The organism is Burkholderia sp. Bp9031, assembly GCF_003857965.1.
Lineage (GTDB): Bacteria > Pseudomonadota > Gammaproteobacteria > Burkholderiales > Burkholderiaceae > Burkholderia > Burkholderia ambifaria_A.
Genome location: NZ_QTPW01000020.1, coordinates 100,947 through 119,582, shown reverse-complemented (window position 1 = coordinate 119,582; position 18,636 = coordinate 100,947). Strand labels below are relative to the sequence as shown.

Below are 18,636 nucleotides of genomic sequence, written 5' to 3'. Positions count from 1 at the left end.
GCCAGGAGAATCAAAATGAGCGAAATCAACCCGCCGGTTCGCAAGCCGGTCGAAGCCGCACGCGTGAAGCGTGATTCGTCGCCGCCGGGAGGCGACGATGTCGCAAGCGAAGCCGCTACGCGACGGCGCAGGCTGTTGCTGGCGCTACTCGGCGCGGCGGTCGTCGCGTCGTCGGTCGCGTATGGCGTGTACTACCTGACGTATGCGCGCTACCACGAATCCACCGACGACGCTTACGTCAGCGGCAATCTCGTGCAACTGACGCCGCAGGTGGCCGGCACCGTCGTGGCTGTGAATGCCGACGATACGCAGATCGTGAAGGCCGGAGACCCGGTCGTCACGCTCGACGACGCCGATGCGAAAGTCGCGCTCGGCAACGCCGAAGCGGCGCTGGGGCAGACCGTGCGGCAGGTGAGCAGCCTGTACGTCAACAACGATCTGTATGCCGCGAACGTCGCGCAGAAGCAGTCCGATCTCACCCGCGCGCAGGACGATCTGCGACGCCGCCAGGCCGTTGCCGATACGGGCGCCGTGTCGGCCGAAGACATCGCGCACGCGCGCGACACCGTGGCGGCCGCGCGGGCCGCGCTCGACGCCGCGCGTCAGCAGGCGCAAGCCAACCGCGCATTGACCGCGCGCACGACGGTCGACCAGCACCCGAATGTGCAAGCAGCCGCATCGAAAGTGCGCGATGCGTATCTGGCCTACGCGCGCAACGTGCTGCCCGCGCCCGTCACGGGCTATGTCGCGAAGCGTTCGGTTCAGGTCGGCCAGCGCGTGTCGCCCGGCACGCCATTGATGGCGATCGTGCCGCTCGACGGCGTGTGGGTCGATGCGAACTTCAAGGAAGGCCAGCTGCGCAACATGCGCATCGGTCAACCCGTCACGCTGACGGCGGACGTATACGGCGGAAAGGTCAGGTACCACGGCCGCGTCGTCGGCTTCTCGGCAGGCACGGGCAGCGCATTCGCGAGCTTGCCCGCGCAGAACGCGACGGGCAACTGGATCAAGATCGTTCAGCGTCTGCCTGCGCGCATCCAGCTCGACCGGAAGGAGCTCGACGCGCATCCGCTGCGTATCGGACTGTCGATGGATGTCGACGTGGATACGCGCGACGGCACGGGACCGCAGCTCGGCGCGGCGACGAATACGTCGTATCGCACGGACGTGTTTGCCGAATACGGCGCACAGGCGGATGCCGAGATCGAGAAGATCATCGCGCGAAACGTCGTCATCGAGCATGCGGGGTCGACGGAGCCCGCTGGATCGCCGACGGCTTCCACCAGGCGCGACACGAGAGACACGAGAGACACGAGAGACACGAGAGACACGAGAGACACGAGAGACACGAGAGACACGAGAGACACGCGCGACACGACGCCGCGCGCAAGCTGACCCGTCGACACGGTGCGCGTGACTGTCGCGCTCCGGTCGATCCAATCGCCTGACCGGCCGGACCGATACGCCGGCGCGGTCGATACTTCAGAGTGGAAGCGAGATGAACTCTTCAACGCAACCTGTACCGCCGCCGCTGACGGGTGGAAAGCTGGTCCTGGCGACCCTCGCCGTCGCGCTCGCGACGTTCATGAACGTGCTCGATTCGTCGATCGCCAACGTCGCGATTCCGACCATCTCGGGCAACCTCGGCGTCTCCGTCGACGAAGGCACGTGGGTCATCACGCTGTTCTCGGCGGCCAATGCCGTCGCGATTCCGCTGACGGGCTGGCTCACGCAGCGCGTCGGGCAGATCCGGCTGTTCGTGGCCGCGATCGTGCTGTTCGTGTTCTCGTCGTGGTTGTGCGGTATCGCGCCGAACCTGCTCGTGCTGCTCGCCGCGCGCGTGTTGCAGGGTGTCGTCGCGGGGCCGCTGATTCCGCTGTCGCAAGCGATCCTGCTGGGTTCGTACTCGAAGGAGAAAAGCTCGACCGCGCTCGCGCTATGGTCGATGACCGCGACGGTCGGCCCGATCGCCGGCCCCGCGCTGGGCGGCTGGATCACCGACAGCTATAGCTGGTCGTGGATCTTCTACATCAACATTCCCGTCGGCCTGTTCGCGGCCGGCGTCACGTGGATGATCTATCGCGACCGAGAGACGCAGGTGCGCAAGCTCCCGATCGACAAGGTCGGCCTGATGTCGCTCATCGTGTGGGTCGCGACGCTGCAGATCATGCTCGACAAGGGCAAGGATCTCGACTGGTTCAGTTCGCCCGTGATCTGCGCGCTTGCGGTCATCGCAGCGATCAGCTTCCTGTTCTTCCTGATCTGGGAGTTCACGGAGCGGAACCCGATCGTCGACATCCGGCTTTTCGCGGTGCGCAATTTCCGCGGCGGCACGATTGCGATCTCGGTCGCGTACGCAGTGTTCTTCTCGAACCTCGTGATCCTGCCGCAGTGGATTCAGGGCTATCTCGGCTATCGATCGGTGGACGCCGGACTCGTCACGGCGCCGCTCGGGATCTTCGCCGTGCTGTTGGCACCGATGATGGCGAAGATCATGCCGAAGTCCGATGCACGGGTGCTCGCGACGCTGGCCTTCCTCGGTTTTGCGGGCGTGTTCTTCATGCGCTCGCATTACACGACGGGCGTCGACCCCTATACGCTGGTGCTGCCGACCCTGTTGCAAGGTATTCCGATGGCGCTGTTCTTTACGCCGCTGACCGCGATCATTCTGTCGGGGTTGCCGCCCGAACGGATTCCGGCGGCCGCCGGCCTGTCCAATTTCGTGCGCGTATTCGCGGGCGGTGTCGGCACGTCGTTGATCGCGACGGGGTGGAGCGACCGGACGATCCTTCATCATGCCCGGCTCGCCGAGCAATCGAGCGTGAATAACCCGGCCTATACGAGCGCTATTGCGCAGCTCCACGCGACGCTCGGCGGCGGGGTGGAGCAGGCCACCGCATTTTTCGAACGGACGCTCAACGCGCAGGCCGCGATGCTCGCGCTGAACGATATTTTCTGGCTGTCGTCGATCATCTTCATCGTGATCGTGCCGCTCGTCTGGCTCACCAAACCCGGCAAGGGCGGTGGCGGCATGGCCGGCGGCGCGCATTGAGTGAGGCGGCGTCGAAGCGTGCGGGGGGCGCTCGAATGCCGTCGAGCTGGGTTGTGCCAATAGCGGCCGCGATCGCAGTCGCGCTGGCGGGCCGCGGACACGACGTGATCCTTTCTACCACCGACCCGGCCTCACATGTGGCTGCTGTCCGAAGCGCCGGTCGGGGCAGCCGGCCTTGAACACGTCATCACGTCGCGGGCGGCCACGTAGTGCGTCTTTGAGGATTGCTGGTCACTACCGATCGCGGGGAATGGGTCGCCAGGGCAGTCGTGAGTCCGACCGGCGGTCGTGGCCGATAGCGGTCCTGCGTGGTTTCGGGGGGCATGATCGACCGAAGCGGGTCGTTCAGAGTCGATTGAGTCGCCCCAGAACCGCCCTTCGCTGTCGCGTGCAGATCCTCACGTCGGGATGAACACCCAGCGAGATAACCTTCCTATCTTACGTCGACCAGATCCAGGTAAATTAGAGACATCCGGCACAACGAACGAAGCCCAAGTTGGGCCTCGCTCGTCATCAATGCGGCACGTAGTATTCGTCGGGGAGCAGCATATCCTCGAAGAACGCCCCAAATTCGCCGCTCGGATGGCGAAGGTGAATCTCCAGAATCCAACGCATCGCGGAAGGCGACTGATCGAAGTCCGCTAGCGAGCCCGTGTAAATCGCCGCGTGCGGGAAGTCCGAGATCCGATGTCCCGGCAGGTCGAAGTTCAGCACCCATCCCGCCTCTTGCGCCTTGCGGGCCGCGTAGCGGTAGAGGTCCTGCCCCGTCAGGTTCTCGGCGGCCCAGACGCGGCGCACGTCATGGAACAATGTTTGGGCATCGTCAGCGCACCGAAGGTGTTCCGCGTCATCTCCGACGACGAAGGTCTCGCCCCCGTCGCCTTCCCACATCCCGTATTGCGGCGCGATGTCGATAAAGAAGATGTCGTTTTCCTTGAGAGTCACGCCAGGTGCCGATGCCTGCTTCATGGCTCGCGTCGTGTTGATGCCAAAGCGCACTCGGCTTGGATGCCAGGTCCGCGCAAGACCGGCGTCGGCCAGCACCTGTTTTGCCAGCACGACAGCTTCTTCCTCGACCATCCCCGGCTGAACATAACTCGCGATCGCGCGAATCGCCGTACGCGTCTTTGCGCGTGTCTGCAGCATTCCGAGAATCGAAAAGGCCGGTCCGATTCGTTCCGCATCGGCATTGGAGACTGATTCCATCGATGTAGGTCCTCACGTTGATGATTGGCTTGAAAGGCAAGCCGACTATCGCTCCGACGATTATGGGAGGCCCCCCGTCTCATCCAGCACTGAACGGTGTGCAAAACAGCCAAACCAGGCGTCTTTCCTGCCATATGCCGTTCGCGTGGACAGTCGCGGCAATACACGCTCGTTGCGTCGGCCATACGTGCCGACCGGAACGAGAGAGGGCACACGGTCGACAATCCGCCTCAATGCGAACGCTTGGCGCGTCCGCTCTGAAACTCATTGCGTCGATGCGATTCGCAGTCGCCTCGTTGTGGTGATCGGCATTTCGAGCGTGATCGGCATGGTCATCGAGCAGGACCAGTCGTACAACGAACGTCTACGTGAATCAGTTGGCCGTTCTGGGCCGCGATATTCCGTGAGTTTTCCGTGTTTTCGATTTATTCGGCGGGCTGGTACCTGACGCTCATCGGTCTGATGGTCACGCTCCCGACAAAATCACTCGATAAACGGCCATTTCTGCAGGCTGCGAACGGCTCGCCGCGTTCGAGCGGCGTTCCTTGATTTGCAATTCGGGACAAAAAGCGTCATGCAAGCGACACGACCCAAATCGTTCGCTCCAATCGCGCATAGACTGGGTTTGGATCAGAGAAGCAAGACCAACAATGCACATCGGAATCCTTGTTCTTCCGCACCACAGAAGCTCCGACGTTGCCGCGCCCATGGACGCGCTCAGCGTCTTTCGCGGCGACTCGGCGAGTGATCCGTACTCGTTCGAACTGGTCGGCACGACCGCCGGTGCGATCCGCGGCACGAGCGGAGTGGCGCTCATCCCGGATTCGACCACCACGGGCAGTCCGCCCAGCTTCGACACGCTGCTCGTCGCCGGCACGGACGACAGTGCTGAACCGCAGACCCATCCCGGGCTCATCGAATGGATCGCAACGGCGGCAAGGAGCGCTCGCCGAATCGGCGCGATGGGCTCGTCCGTTCACCTGCTCGCCCACGCGGGGCTGCTCGACGGCCGCATCGTGGCCGTTCATCCGGCTGCTGGGCCGGGGTTCTCGCAGCTCTGGCCGAGTGTCAATGCGAACACCATGCACGCGCTGGTCCGCGACGGGAACATACTGACTGCCGTCGGCGGGCAAGCGGGTCTCGATCTCGCGCTCGAGCTCGTGGCCGACGATTTCGGCGTGCCCGCCGCAAAGCAATTGGCCGAGCAGTTGCAGACCTGCCGGCACCGCTGCGGGCCGTGGCGGCTGCCGGCCTGTCTGCGTGTCGGCATGCGCTGGTGCATTCGAGAGATCCAGGCCTATGTGCAGACGAATCTGACTGCCGATCTCAGCGTTGGCGCGCTCGCCGCCCGCGCGGGCATGAGTGATCGCAATTTCGCGCGGGTCTTTTTGCGTGAAACCGGGGTGACACCTTCACAGTTCGTCCGGAACGAGCGCGTTGCCATGGCAATCCAGCTGCTTTCGCAGCCTGCCTATTCAATGGTGCAAGTTGCGCAGCTATGCGGTTTTGCCGAAACGGCGGCGCTGAGACGAAGTGTCACCGCGCGTCTCGGCGTGACGCCGCGAACGCTCAAGGCGAGGTCGATCCGCGAACGACGGTAGCTAAAACGGCCACCGACGCCTGACCGTTTTTGCCCTGACCATGTCCGTAAATTAACGTGTATGCAACTTTCGGCCAACCCATTCCTGCAACAGAATTCAGGCAAGTCCTCGAGCATTCCCGCCCGAGCCCCGCCAAGTTCTGGAGAATTGTCGTGTCTACTCTTTCAAGCCCCAATTCGCAGTCTGTCCGAAATCGCGCGTCGATCAAAAATCTGCCAGTCAACCTGTTCGGCTCCGTGATGGGTATCGCCGGGCTATCGCTCGCCTGGCGCCTAGCGAGCCATGAATTCGGCGCGAGCCCGATCATTTCGGAAGTCGTCGGCACCATCGCCGTGATTGTTTTTCTCGCGTTGGGCGTCGGTTATCTGGTGAAGGGAGTCAAGCATCCCGGTGCGGTCGCGGGGGAGTTCAACCATCCGATTGCCGGGAATTTCTTCGGCACGATCACGATCGCCATCCTGTTGCTTTCTTCGGTTCTCGCTCCGTTGAGCCAGACGCTCGCCGAGGTCGTATGGACGATAGGTATGTTATCCACCGTACTGCTTGCGTTCATCGTCGCAAGTCGGCTGCTCAAAGGTAAAGTCGACGCCGGGCATGCGGTGCCCGCGTGGCTGATTCCAGGCGTGGCGACGCTCGATATCGCCGTTGCCGGAGGCACGATGCCGATGTCGTGGGCTCATGAAGTCAATCTGTTCGCGCTCGCCGTCGGTGCGATGGTCGCTTTGTTGTTCTTCACGATGATCATGTCGCGGCTCATCCATCATGAGCCTCTGCCGACCGGAATGATGCCTTCCATGATCATCCTTATCGCACCATTCGAAGTCGGCTTTCTCGCCTACACGAACTTCACCCAGCACGTCGACATGTTCGCGGGCCTGCTGTTCTATTTCGGCTTGTTCGTGTTCGTGACGCTCGCTATCAAGGTGTTCCGCATGGGCATCCCGTTTGCTGCCGGCTGGTGGGCCATCAGCTTTCCGATGGCCGCGCTCGCGAACGCGTCGTTGAAGTACTCGATGTTTGTGCAGTCCTGGCCTGTGACGGCGATCGCCATCATCCTGCTCGCAATCCTGACCATTGCGATCGTTGTGCTCTTTGTCAGAACCCTGCACATCCTCTTCAACGGCAAGCTTCTCGCAGGCTGAAGCGCTCCAAGAATAGGATTGGCCGCCGCGTAAAACACGCGGCGGCATTTTTTGATTCATCGATCGACGCCGGCTGGCGCGGTGCATGCTGCACCCGCTGATCGAGTCTCCTCCAGCCATGCAAAAGGAGGTGCCGGTCGATGTCTGAGGGGGTGGGGGACGTGGGCAGCCATCGGAGTCGACGCCAGCCGAAACGACCGGTAACCGCCCACGCACATCGACCGACCCGAGTACTGTACCGGGTCATGTCACCAGGGTTAGGATATCTTGATAACAACTACGGACAGGTTCTGCGCTCAACTTCCTGCTTACTCGCGTCGCATCGATGAAGTCACCGGCGTTGACGAGGAAAAGGCAATGCACGCCTGCAATGCATGGATGAAGGGCGTTCCCAATTCAAGTGGAACGACGCACTTGGCCATGCGTGCTGCCATCCCGCTCCATACGAGTTCGCCGTCGAAGCTTTCGACGAGCAGCTCGAGAGTTGCCCAGAAGAACGCGTCTTCGCTCACATCTTCCATCAGGCTCAAGCGGGCGATGAGTTTGGAAGATGTCTGTTCAAAGACGATCAATACGATATGGTGCGAGTGCAATGACATTGAATTGAACGGCCGCCATGAGGCGGCCGTTTTTGCTTGTGCGTCATCGATACATATAACGCCGCGACCATGGGATCGTGCCCGCCGGGCGCTGCGATTTCTGGCAGACGATCTGATAGATCGACACGTTATCGAGCGAAAATGCCTGCGCGCTGCCCGCCAGGTACACCCGCCAGATTCGGTAGCGCGACTCTCCGACCATCTTCCGGATACGCTCGGAATGCGCCTCGAACCGCTCGGTCCAGTTCTCGAGCGTCTTCACGTAGTGCCGTCGCAGATTCTCCACGTCAAGTGCTTCCAGGCCGCCGGACTGCATCGCTCTCAGAGCCAACGACAAGTGCGGCAACTCTCCTGCCGGGAACACATACTTGTCGATGAACGATCCGCCGCCCATCGGCGAGTCGCCGCTATCGGGAGCCGTCGATGTGATGCCGTGGTTCATGGCGACACCGTCATCGGCCAGCAACGTGTGGATGACCTCGAAGTATTGCTGGAGATTGTCGCGCCCCACATGCTCGAACATGCCGACGCTCGTAATGCGGTTGAACGTTCCGCGTACGTCACGATAGTCCTGCAGCCGGATCTCGACGAGATCGGACAGCCCGGCATCAATCACACGCTGCCGTGCCATTTCGTACTGCTTTTCCGACAGCGTGACGCCCATGCAGCGCGCTTGAAATCGCTGAGCTGCGCGAATGACGAGCGCGCCCCACCCGCAGCCTATGTCGAGTAGCGTCTGGCCGCGCTGAAGCCGGATCTTCGAGAGGATATGGTCGATCTTCTTTTCCTGAGCCGCGTCGAGCGTTTCGGATCCGTCTTCGAAGTAGCCGCACGAATAGACCATCCGCTTGTCGAGCCAGAGCTGGTAGAAGTCGTTCGATACGTCGTAGTGGTACTGGATCGATTCCTTGTCTTCCTTTCGCGTATGTGAAAACCGCTTGAAGACTTTCGCGGCGAATCCCGGTTCGCCACCGGAGAGCGAAGACAGTTTGTACGCCATGTCGACGATGTCCGCTATCTTTCCGTCGATGTCGACGCTCTGCTGCACATAGGCCTCGCCGAGCGAGTCCAGGCTCGGGTTGAGGAATGCCGCAATGGCCTTCATGTCGTTGACGCGCAACTGCACCTTCGGCGTGTCGAACTGCCCCAGGTCGTAGCTGTTGCCCGTGCGCAGCGTTACCCGAACCGGAAGATTCATCTCAGTTCGAATGCGATTGATCCATGTGTCCAGCTTTGTACTGATTACCTTGTCGAACATGTTTTGAACCTTGATGAAAAGACACTGAAGTGCTTGGCGTACGACCGATCGATCGCAACAATGGGGCGGAACAGACCATCTATTGCGCGATCTTGAGGCCGATCACGCCGACGACGATGCATCCGAGAAAGAACAGCCGGGCGGGTGACGCGGAGTCGCCGAACAGATAAATGCCGAACACGGCGGTGCCGGCTGCGCCAATTCCGGTCCAGACGGCGTATGCGCTGCCGATAGGCAAGCTTCTTACCGAGGCGGAAAGCAGGATCATGCTGAACAGCAGCGAAAGAGCCGTGCCGACCGTGGGCCACAAGCGCGTGAAGCCCGCGGAATACTTCAGACTTGTCGCAAAGAGGATTTCAAAAACGCCAGCAAGAATTACAAAGAACCAAGCCACTACCAGCACCTATGCTTGTGAGAAGAGAACGGAAAAGGCGAGTCGTAGAGGCAAAATTTTGCCAATACTGGGGTTCCGTCGATAGGCGCGCGCGCGTGCAGAATCGGCCAATTTGCAACGAGGTCGAGACACGGATAGCCGCCGCGCCGCTTGCCTCGCCACTTGTGAAGCATCAAAAACGGCCACACTGCGATGGTTTTCTGCCATACCGCGAAGGGCCAAACCATCGCGCCTTAGAATGCAAGGCAAGGCGCAAACGACGTGCGCCCGGAGTCATGATGCGAATCGCTTTATTGGTGTTTCCCGGTGTGCAGATGCTCGACGTGGTCGGGCCGATGGACGTCTTCAGCGAGGCGAATTGCCAGTTGGGCGATCCGCACGCATATTCGTTGCAGATCGTCGCGCCCACCGTCGAGACCATGACCGCGTCGAGCGGTATGAGGTTCTTGCCTGACGCCTCCATTCACGACACTGGCGCTGAAATCGACACGCTGCTCGTCGCCGGGAGCCCGCGCATCAGCGAATATGAAGAGAATGCCGAATTGATCGCCTGGCTCGTCAGGCAGTCGCGCTACGTGCGACGGCTCGGCTCGGTGTGCTCAGGCGCGTTTCTGCTGGCCCGAGCCGGTTTGCTGACGGGCAGGCGGGCCACGACCCACTGGAATTCGGCGACCCGTCTAGCGCAGACATACCCGAACGTGCGCGTCGAGCCCGATCATATTTTTGTCAAGGACGGACCGATCTACACGTCTGCGGGCGTCACCGCCGGAATGGACCTTGCGCTTGCCCTGGTCGAGGAGGATCACGGACGCGGCGCGGCGCTTCGAGTTGCACGGGAACTCGTCATGTTCGTCAAGCGCCCGGGCGGGCAGTCGCAGTTCAGTCTGCATCTGGCCGCGCAGGTGTCGGAGCGCAGCCCGATGCGCGACATTCAGGAATGGATACTCAGCGATCTCGCGCGAGATCTTTCGGTCGAGGTGCTCGCCAATCGTTTAGGGATGAGCGCGCGCAATTTCTCGCGGATGTTCAAACGGGAAACGCAGGCTACGCCGGGAGATTTCGTCGAGATCGCCCGCGTGCAGGCGGCGCAACGCATTCTCGAAGAAAGCGACACGCCGTTGAAAAAGGTCGCGTACGTTTGCGGCTTCAGCGACCAGAACAGTCTGCGCCGCGCATTTATGCGTCGGCTCAGCGTGACGCCGCTCGAGTACCGGCAGCGATTCCGGTCCGGCAGCCCCACGATCCTCGAAAGCGTTCGCTCGGCGCTGGGGGCCGCTTCCTAAATGTCTCGTTGCATGACCCGACCCCCGCCACGGTGGAGGCGGGGGATCGATGGACTGATCTGACGACTAGGTCATCCCGCGGCGCGACGTGGCGATATCGGCCCGCACGGCATCCATGTCGAGCGCCTTCACGGTTTTGAGTAGGTGGTCCAACTGGCTTGCAGACAGGGCGCCGACTTCGCGATAGATCAGGATTTCGTCTCGAAATACCAGCAATGTGGGGATGGAGCGTATGCCCGCTATCGAAGCGAGCTCCCTGGTGCTCGCCCGTAGACGCTTTTGCTACCCCGAAAAGCGCCATCCGGACGGGAAAGGAGGGGATCGCTCAAGACTCAATTATGAATTTCCGCTGCAAAACATTGCGGCTAGATCAACGCGAATTCGAGACATCCGGCCGATGGGATTTTTTGAGCGCTCCCTGCTCGACCGGTGCGGTCAACGACAACGCGAGCATCGCGTTCGACGCGGCTTGCAGGAGCGACCGTCCCCTTCGGGTCGATCACGCCCCTTGATAAGGCAACATCCAATCAATCTCAGCCCCGATCCAATACTGACCGAGCGATCAGATCCAGACATCCCACATATCAGCCGATTACCGCGTCGTGCATCGCGATCATCGGCTCGACGTCGAAGCCCGCGGCGCGCCATGCATCGATGCCGCCTGCAAGCGGCAACGCCAGCTTGATGCCTGACAGCCGCAACTGCCTGGCCACCGACACCGCGGACACTTCGTTCGGGCACGCACAATAGATGACGAGTGTCCGGTTCGTTCCATGGCGCTCCATGATTTGCCGGGTCTTTCGTTCATCGGCAATCACCGCGCCCGGAATGACGAATGGATCGAGCGTCCTCCGCTCGGCGGAGCGAATATCGATCACGACCGGCCGCGGATTGTTCGCGAGCAATGCATGCAATTCGCCGGCGCTGATCCGAGCCTTGCCGAGCGCGTTTGCCAACATGAGTCTGCGGCAGTAGCGGTACAGGACATACAGCACCGGAACGATGCCGACGAAGATGAGCGCACGCCAGCCAAGACGGGCGACAAACACGAAAATCACGTCGATCTGCGAAGCGAATAGCGTGCCGATCGCCAGTCCGATCGATGCCCACAGTGCGATGCCCGCACAATCGTGCAACACAAACGAGCGCAACCTGACGGCCATCGCACCGCATAGCGGAACGGCAACGAGCGACAGGCCGGGAACGAACCTCGCAACGATGAGCACACGAACACCCCAGCGCCCGAAAAACCGCTCTGTCGTCCTGACGCACGCTTTACGCGATTGCGACAGCTTGCAGACGGTATGAATCGTGCGCTTGCCGTACCGTTTGCCGCCCTGAAACCAGACCAGGTCGCCGAGAAAGCCGCCGATCACGGCGGCGCCCAGTATCGTCGAGAAATGCAGCAACGTCGACGACGCGACATGTGTGACGAGCGCAACGCCTGCCCCGACCGTGATCAACGTCGGGATGGCAGGCAGAGGCAGGCCGAGCGAAGACCCGAGCACATTCAGGAATACGACCAACGTGCCGTACCGTGCAATCATTTCATGCGACATCATGGTGCTCTCCTCGAGGCTCGCACTTTCATACTCACGGAAGGCGTCGCCACGCGTCACTTGGTGGCAGACAACTCCTTCGCCGGCGCGTGTTTCGCTTCCGGCAAAGCGTCCGTGCCCCGGCCCTCCGCTTCGTTGACGTCCTGCCGATAGCGGTGCACGTCCCGCGTGACGAAGCCGATTTCGCGGCTCGGGATATCGAACCAGTCGGGATGGCCGAACGATCGCCGAATATCTTCGAGACCGCTCGCCCAATGCTCGCGCATGGTGCCCTCGCTGAACTCATAGTCCTTGTAGTGCCCCTCGAACGACTTGTTCTTGTAGATCAGATGCACGACGTTCACTGCACTGCCATCGGCCGTCTTCTGCGCTTCCCGCAACAACGGGTGCGCAAGCCGCACGTGTTCGGGAATGTGTTCGAGCAGCGCCTTGATCATTTGCGCATGTTTCTGGTTCTGCGACATGAACGCGGTGATGGCGCGCGTGCGGCTTGAATACTGAATGTCCTTGGTGCGCTCGCTGACATCGAGGAAATCGCTCGGCAACTTGCCGCGCGAGCTCCACAGATCGATCTGGAAAACGAGCGTGTCCTTGTGCTGGCTTTCCCTGATGATTTCGGTCAGCGGCGTGTTGGACACCAGTCCGCCGTCCCAGTAGAACTCGCCGTCGATCTCGACGGCCGGAAAGCCCGGCGGCAGCGCGCCGGAGGCGATGAAATGTTCCGGCGCGAGACGCATTTTCGCATTGTCGAAATAGACGAGATTACCCGTTCGAACATTGACTGCGCCGACGGATACGCGAATGTTTCCGTCATTGATGCGATCGAAGTCTGCGTATCGCAACAGCGTTTCACGCAACGCCGACGTGTCGTAATAGCTGACCTGATCGGGGCGCTTCCTGCCGAACCCGGAGAAGGACATATGCGAGCGCGGGGAGAAGAAACCGTCCTGGCCTTCCATCAACGTGCGCGTTGCGGCCCATGCGCTCGACCACCTGCGTCCCATTTCTTCCAGCCCGGACCACGCCGACATGTAATTGCCGAAGTGCGAGAGCGGGTCGGTCGGCTGACTGATGGTGCTCCAGAAGCCGCGCAGTGCTTCCGTTCGATCCGCGGGCGCATTGCCTGCGATGATCGCCGTGTTCAGCGCACCGATCGATACCCCGGCGATGCGCGTCGGTTCCACGCCGACCTCGGCCATACCCTCGTACACGCCGGCCTGGTACGAGCCGAGTGCGCCGCCGCCCTGCAGCACGAGCCCGATTTCGTCATAGGCGGGAAGCTTGATGCGATGGGGCTGCTTCAGTTTGTTACGCTGGCTCGAATACATGGTGTTCTCCTTACTGCATGAACCAGCCGTGGCTGACGACGATCGATTGCCCGGTGAGCGCGTTCGACTCGAAGCCGGCCAGGAAGGCAACCGTGTTCGCGACATCGGCCAGCGACGTGAATTCGCCGTCGACCGTCTCTTTCAACATGACGTCCCTGACGACCTGTTGTTCTGAGATGCCGAGGACCTTCGCTTGCTCGGGGATCTGCTTGTCGACCAGCGGCGTTCTGACGAAACCGGGGCACACGACATTGGCACGCACGCCACGCGGTCCACCTTCTTTCGCGACAACCCGCGCGAGACCGAGCAACCCGTGTTTCGCGGTCACATAGGCGGATTTGAGCGGCGACGCCTCGTGCGAATGTACCGAGCCCATGTAGATCACCGTGCCACCCTTGTTCGACGCATACATATGCCTGATGGCGGCCCGGGTCGTCAGAAACGCACCGTCGAGGTGGATGGCCAGCATCTTCTTCCAGTCCGAAAATGCGTAATCCTCGATTCGGTTGACGATCTGGATGCCTGCGTTGGACACGAGCACGTCGATTCCGCCCAATCGATTCACCGTTTCGGCCAGCCCCGCGTCGACGGCTTCCTCGCTGGTGACGTCCATGGCGATCGCCAACGCCTTCCCGCCGTTGCCGACGATGTCGTCGGCAACCTTGCGCGCCGCCTCGAGATTCAGGTCCGCGATCACGACCGTTGCGCCGTCCATCGCGAGCTTGCACGCGCACACCTCGCCGATACCGCTTGCCGCGCCCGTCACGAGCGCGATCTTGTCGTTCAGTGCCATAGGTCCTCCGGGAGCTTATTGGTTGACTGCGATTTTCAGCGGCTCGGCAGGGGCGAGATAGTCATAGGCCACTTCGCCGATATCGAGCGTGAGATGTGCAATGACGTGGCGTGCGCCGATCACGCGGCGAACCGGCAGATCGGCAACCGATGCGAGTGCATGGGGATGCAGCTCGAGCGCGGCAGGTCCCTCCCATGCGCCGATCACGTCGACATCGCGCAGGAAGAAGCGCACCAGTTCGCAAATGCGGGCCGAACCGTCGACGTGCGGAATGATCTTGAGCAGGTAGTTGGGCGTGTCGGCGAGCTTGCGGCGCTCGGCCGCCGTGTCGAGGGCGCGATACTTGTAGCCCATCGTTCCGGTGGCGACGCGTTGCGTGCCATAGTCGAGCGTGCCGAGCAGCGTGTCCTTGCCGTCGACGCAGAGCTTCGGCGACGCCAGTTTCTTGGGGAATCCCCAGATTTCGCGTCCGGCTGCGATCGGGCCTTCGTCGTCGAGGTACATCGCGTGCGTGAAATTGGCTCGATTGCCGTCCTCATCGAGGACGGAAATCACCTGGCCGCTCTCCGTGTAGTCGCCGAATCCGGACGAATCGGGCATGCGAATGAATTCGTAATGAACGACGGGCCGGTCGACCGTCAGCGGTTCCGGAACGACGGCCCGAAGGGCGTCCATGTCCGTCTCGTACGAAATAATAAAGTACTCCCGATTGATGAAACGGAAGGGCGGACGCGGATACGCCGGGTTATGCACGGGCATTGCAAACGCGTTGTCGCGGATGTCTTCTTCTGTCACGGATCGTTCCTCGGTTGTAGAGGGGCTGTGTCACACCCATCGCGCCAGCCTCGGCTGGCATGGCCAATGACGTGCGAGGACGCAGCGCGGTGCGGACTTGCCGCGCGCGCTCGCACGTTGCTCTTGCGGTGCCGTGTTGGTTTCCCGGATGCATCAGGCAGCATCTACGGCCACCGTCATCGCCAAGCGTAGGCGATGCGGCCTTGCGGCAGTAGCGTCGCAAACGACCTCACCATGTTGTCTTGACGACAACAATCGACGACGGGAGGTGTGGGAAGCAATGATCGAGGGTCGGCAATCCGGTACCGACCGGAAAACGCCGGATTCGCTATAGCGCGATGATGGCGTGGCTCGACGAACCGGCTGCATGTTCTCCGAGCATCGCTTTCAGATCCCGCTCGATCGTGCCGCACAGCGTCGAAATGGGAACATCGTTCGCGCCGCCTTCGAACGGATTCTCCGTGCTTTCGCCAACTTGATCGAGCGACGTGTACATCCACGACACCGCGACGCTGCATGGCACCACCAGCCAGACCATGTTGCCGTGCATGAAGCCGCTCACGCTATCGTTCAGCCGGTTGAATTCGTTCAGAAGACCGAACGGAAGCGACAGGCAAAAAAATCGGACGAACAGGGAGCTGACAGTCGCGTACTGACGCGGATAGGGGAAATTCTTGAAACGTTCGGATCGCGACTGGAGATCAATGAAGTCTCCAATGGTTTTCTGAAGTTCCATATAGAAATTCGAATTCAGATGGCCGGCCATGTGAAGCATTTTCAGCGAGGTACCTTGCAGTCCCAGCACGCATGTCGTGATGGAAGCAGAGGAGAGCGCCTGTTCCGCTTCAGAAGGAGACAAGTATGTCGGCAGTATTTCCTTGATGTCTTTTTCCCATTCCGGCACGCGATAGAAGCGACGATACTCCGCGTTGTGGCGCTTGTCCGTGCTTTCCCAGACACGAGGACGGCGCAGGTCGTATCGCAGCGCGGTGAGCCAGGCGAGGTGTCGATAGATCAGCTTTCGGGCCACCTCTTCGTCCGTCACGAAGTCGCGCGTGAATTGCCCCCAGCGACGGCTTTTGCTCTGGATGTCGGTCCATATGTCGAGCGCATCCATTGACCGGTTGTACGTCTGGACATTCTTGAAACCAACGATAAAGGATGTCGCGGTTCCGAGGAGGGCCACGATCGTCAGGGGTATCGACAGCCATGTGACTGAAAAGAATTTATACAGAACAACCGGTACGGAACCGAAAATGAGAAGCTCGTAAATCTTCCAGCGAGTCCAGATCAGAAATTCCGATAGCTTGTACGATTTGCCGAGATGCATTTTATTTGCCTCGTCGATAACTCAGGTGGGTGATGAACAGGGCGCCTTGGGCACGCGCGATCTTCCGTCACGCATCATGCCTGCGATCGATTCGGCCGGGATGGGGTCGATTGGTGCCCAAGAGGCAACATCGTGAGAACGCTTGAGGATCTACTGCGCAATGCTGTGTCGACCTAGGATGACCTCGCGCGACGACGTTTTCGTTTTGCCTGTTTGGCTTGCAGCCGGCGTCCGTCGACATCGCCAATTTCCAACCGAGGACAATCATCATGTCGCAGAAAATCCTGATAGTGGGTGCCGGTTTCGCCGGCGTATGGGGCGCACTCGGCGCGGCTCGTGTGCTGGATGGTGCCGGTGTGACGAGCGGCGACGTTGAAATCACGTTGATCTCGCCGAAACCGGAATTGCAGATCCGGCCGCGGCTGTACGAAAGCGAACCGCAGCAAATGGCCGCGCCGCTGCTGCCGCTGCTCGACGCCGTCGGCGTGAAATTTCTCGAGGGTAGCGTCGAAGAGATTGCAGTCGACGAGAAGACGGTCAGTGTGGCGTGCGCCAGCGGCCAAAAGCGTTTGCTCGCGTACGACAGGCTGTTGTTGACCAGTGGCAGCAAGTTGAGCAGGCCGCCGGTGCCGGGGCTGGCTGATCATGCGTTCTCGGTCGATCGTATCGAGGACGCGGTAGCGCTCGATGCGCACTTCGCGGCGTTGGCCAAACTTCCGGATTCGCAGGCACGCAATACCGTCGCGGTCGTCGGCTGCGGCTTTACGGGTATCGAGGTCGCCACCGAATTGCCCAGGCGATTGCGCGAGCGGTTCGGCCCGGACGCGGCGATTCGTGTCGTCGTGATCGGTGCGCAGGCCGAAATCGGCCCCGATCTCGGCCCCAATCCTCGGCCTTACGTCGCTGAAGCCTTCGACTCGCTGGGCGTCGAGGTCGTGCTTGGATCGCGCGTCGTATCGGTGGGGACGGACGGCGTTCGTACCGCGTCGGGCCAGCATATCGAAGCCATGACCGTGATCTGGGCCGGCGGTATGCAGGCCAGCCCGCTGACGGCGCAAGTCTCCTCGCATCTCGACCCGCTCGGCCGTGTCGAGGTCACGCCCGATCTTCGTGTCGCCGAAGCACCGCATGTGTTCGTGGCGGGCGATGTGGCGCGAGCGCGCAGCGACCATGACGGGCACTATGCATTGATGTCGTGCCAGCACGCGATCGTGATGGGGCAATTCGGCGGGCACAACGTCGCCGCGGACTTGATTGGTGCGCCGACGCTGGAATACACGCAGCCGTTCTATGCAACCTGCCTCGACCTTGGCGAATGGGGTGCTGTTTACTCGGAAGGCTGGGACCGGCAGATCAAACTGACGCATGCCGAAGGAAAGGCGCGCAAGCAGATGATCAACACGCAGTGGATCTATCCGCCGGCGCCGAATCGCGCCGAGGCGCTGGCAGCAGGTAATCCGCAGGCTTCCTTCGGCTGATCTGCCGCCGCCCCCGCACGTGTCGCGCGATGCACGGTGGGGGCGGCCCGGCACGTCGCAGCGACGGCACACGTGATCGTTGGACAAGACGCCGCCGCCGCGCGAAAGGCGTTGAGTCAGTCGACGACGGTTACGATATTGACGGTGCCTTGCTTGGCCATCTTTGCATACGGACACAAGCGCTCCGCGGTTCGAACCATCTCTTCCGCGATGTCGCGATCGATACCGGGCATCCGGACCCGGACATCGACAAGCAATGCATAGCCGCCGTCCATGGGATCGCGGCCGAACGAAACCTGCACCTCCACGACCGTATCGGCGATCTCCATGTCGGCGCGTTTTTCGAGCAGGTTCAGCGCACCGTGGAAGCACGCGGCGAAGCCCGCCGCGAACAGTTGTTCCGGATTGGTCCCGTTGCCGGGTCCGCCGAACTCGGTGGGCAGGCGCAGATCGACAGCGAGATTTCCATCGTCCGAGCGGGCCACTCCGGATGCACGGCCGTGTCCTGTCTCGCCGCCGGTGACGGTGACGCTCGTTGTATAGAGAGGCTGAAAATCCCGGCCCCGATACCTGTCGAGGAGGGAAAGCGGAGGGGCCTGCAGCTTCTTGTCATCCATGATGCATGCTCGAGTTCGACGACGCGCTCCGACCGTTGGTCATTCGTCGAAGCGTCTTGCAACCGGAGCACTGCCCGGGCAGATGGCGTCTTCAAGAAACGATGCGGAGCGAACTATCGTATGAGGAATGCGGCAATCTTCCGGTGCGGCCCGATTTGTGGTTTGTCTACGGGAGAAAGACGACTCCATGCTAGAGGAGCG

Annotated in this window: 16 protein-coding genes; 6 read left to right on the top strand and 10 right to left on the bottom strand. The window is 61.2% G+C overall.

The features are described 5' to 3' along the window. Nucleotides 1–15 precede the first annotated feature (15 nt). On the top strand, nt 16–1,395 hold the full coding sequence (locus DIE15_RS23915; RefSeq protein WP_124834518.1) for an HlyD family efflux transporter periplasmic adaptor subunit: 1,380 nt from the start codon (nt 16–18) through the stop codon (nt 1,393–1,395). Nucleotides 1,396–1,498: 103 nt separating this feature from the next. Further along, a complete protein-coding gene (locus DIE15_RS23910; RefSeq protein WP_124834517.1) occupies nt 1,499–3,052 on the top strand; it encodes a DHA2 family efflux MFS transporter permease subunit in 1,554 nt (517 codons plus the stop codon). A gap of 513 nt (nt 3,053–3,565) precedes the next feature. On the opposite strand, the gene DIE15_RS23905 is transcribed toward DIE15_RS23910, so the two are convergent. Then, on the bottom strand, nt 3,566–4,258 hold the full coding sequence (locus DIE15_RS23905) for a M24 family metallopeptidase (RefSeq protein WP_124834516.1): 693 nt from the start codon (nt 4,256–4,258) through the stop codon (nt 3,566–3,568). Between the two features lie 650 nt (nt 4,259–4,908). Between DIE15_RS23905 and DIE15_RS23900 the strand changes: the two genes are divergently transcribed. Beyond that, nucleotides 4,909–5,859 carry a GlxA family transcriptional regulator gene (locus DIE15_RS23900; protein WP_124834515.1) on the top strand — a complete coding sequence of 317 codons (951 nt, stop codon included), beginning with the start codon at nt 4,909–4,911 and terminating at the stop codon, nt 5,857–5,859. A 152-nt stretch (nt 5,860–6,011) separates the two neighbouring features. Further along, entirely contained in the window at nt 6,012–7,001 is a 990-nt protein-coding gene (locus DIE15_RS23895; protein WP_057927641.1) for an SLAC1 anion channel family protein, read from the top strand. A gap of 308 nt (nt 7,002–7,309) precedes the next feature. Here the strand turns inward: DIE15_RS23895 and DIE15_RS23890 are convergent, their stop codons facing one another. The 3 genes from DIE15_RS23890 to DIE15_RS23880 all read right to left on the bottom strand — a co-directional run bounded on the left by DIE15_RS23890 (nt 7,310) and on the right by DIE15_RS23880 (nt 9,252). Continuing rightward, nucleotides 7,310–7,573 (bottom strand): hypothetical protein, encoded by a 264-nt coding sequence (locus tag DIE15_RS23890; protein WP_124834514.1) that lies wholly within the window; start codon nt 7,571–7,573, stop codon nt 7,310–7,312. A gap of 70 nt (nt 7,574–7,643) precedes the next feature. Continuing rightward, a complete protein-coding gene (locus DIE15_RS23885; protein WP_057927643.1) occupies nt 7,644–8,858 on the bottom strand; it encodes a cyclopropane-fatty-acyl-phospholipid synthase family protein in 1,215 nt (404 codons plus the stop codon). 79 nt (nt 8,859–8,937) lie between these two features. Further along, nucleotides 8,938–9,252 carry a multidrug efflux SMR transporter gene (locus DIE15_RS23880; protein ID WP_057927771.1) on the bottom strand — a complete coding sequence of 105 codons (315 nt, stop codon included), beginning with the start codon at nt 9,250–9,252 and terminating at the stop codon, nt 8,938–8,940. 278 nt (nt 9,253–9,530) lie between these two features. Here DIE15_RS23880 and DIE15_RS23875 point away from each other — a divergent pair, with 278 nt between their 5' ends. Continuing rightward, a complete protein-coding gene (locus DIE15_RS23875) occupies nt 9,531–10,535 on the top strand; it encodes a GlxA family transcriptional regulator (RefSeq protein WP_057927772.1) in 1,005 nt (334 codons plus the stop codon). A gap of 584 nt (nt 10,536–11,119) precedes the next feature. On the opposite strand, the gene DIE15_RS23870 is transcribed toward DIE15_RS23875, so the two are convergent. From DIE15_RS23870 to DIE15_RS23850, 5 genes are all read right to left on the bottom strand, one after another. Next, nucleotides 11,120–12,154 (bottom strand): DedA family protein/thiosulfate sulfurtransferase GlpE, encoded by a 1,035-nt coding sequence (locus DIE15_RS23870; RefSeq protein WP_242431859.1) that lies wholly within the window; start codon nt 12,152–12,154, stop codon nt 11,120–11,122. After that, nucleotides 12,151–13,422: a patatin-like phospholipase family protein gene (locus DIE15_RS23865; protein ID WP_124834513.1), complete on the bottom strand. Its 1,272-nt coding sequence runs from the start codon at nt 13,420–13,422 to the stop codon at nt 12,151–12,153. The genes DIE15_RS23870 and DIE15_RS23865 overlap by 4 nt, the downstream gene beginning before the upstream one ends. Before the next feature lie 10 nt (nt 13,423–13,432). Continuing rightward, entirely contained in the window at nt 13,433–14,215 is a 783-nt protein-coding gene (locus DIE15_RS23860) for a 3-hydroxybutyrate dehydrogenase (RefSeq protein WP_124834512.1), read from the bottom strand. 15 nt (nt 14,216–14,230) lie between these two features. After that, nucleotides 14,231–15,010, bottom strand: coding sequence for an acetoacetate decarboxylase (locus DIE15_RS23855; RefSeq protein WP_124834511.1), 780 nt, complete (start codon nt 15,008–15,010; stop codon nt 14,231–14,233). A gap of 328 nt (nt 15,011–15,338) precedes the next feature. Next, nucleotides 15,339–16,340, bottom strand: a complete 1,002-nt coding sequence (locus DIE15_RS23850) for a bestrophin family protein (RefSeq protein ID WP_057927648.1) — start codon at nt 16,338–16,340, stop codon at nt 15,339–15,341. Between the two features lie 269 nt (nt 16,341–16,609). Between DIE15_RS23850 and DIE15_RS23845 the strand changes: the two genes are divergently transcribed. After that, on the top strand, nt 16,610–17,818 hold the full coding sequence (locus tag DIE15_RS23845; RefSeq protein ID WP_057927773.1) for an NAD(P)/FAD-dependent oxidoreductase: 1,209 nt from the start codon (nt 16,610–16,612) through the stop codon (nt 17,816–17,818). Between the two features lie 116 nt (nt 17,819–17,934). On the opposite strand, the gene DIE15_RS23840 is transcribed toward DIE15_RS23845, so the two are convergent. Beyond that, nucleotides 17,935–18,435 (bottom strand): Ohr family peroxiredoxin, encoded by a 501-nt coding sequence (locus DIE15_RS23840; RefSeq protein WP_057927649.1) that lies wholly within the window; start codon nt 18,433–18,435, stop codon nt 17,935–17,937. Nucleotides 18,436–18,636: the final 201 nt, after the last annotated feature.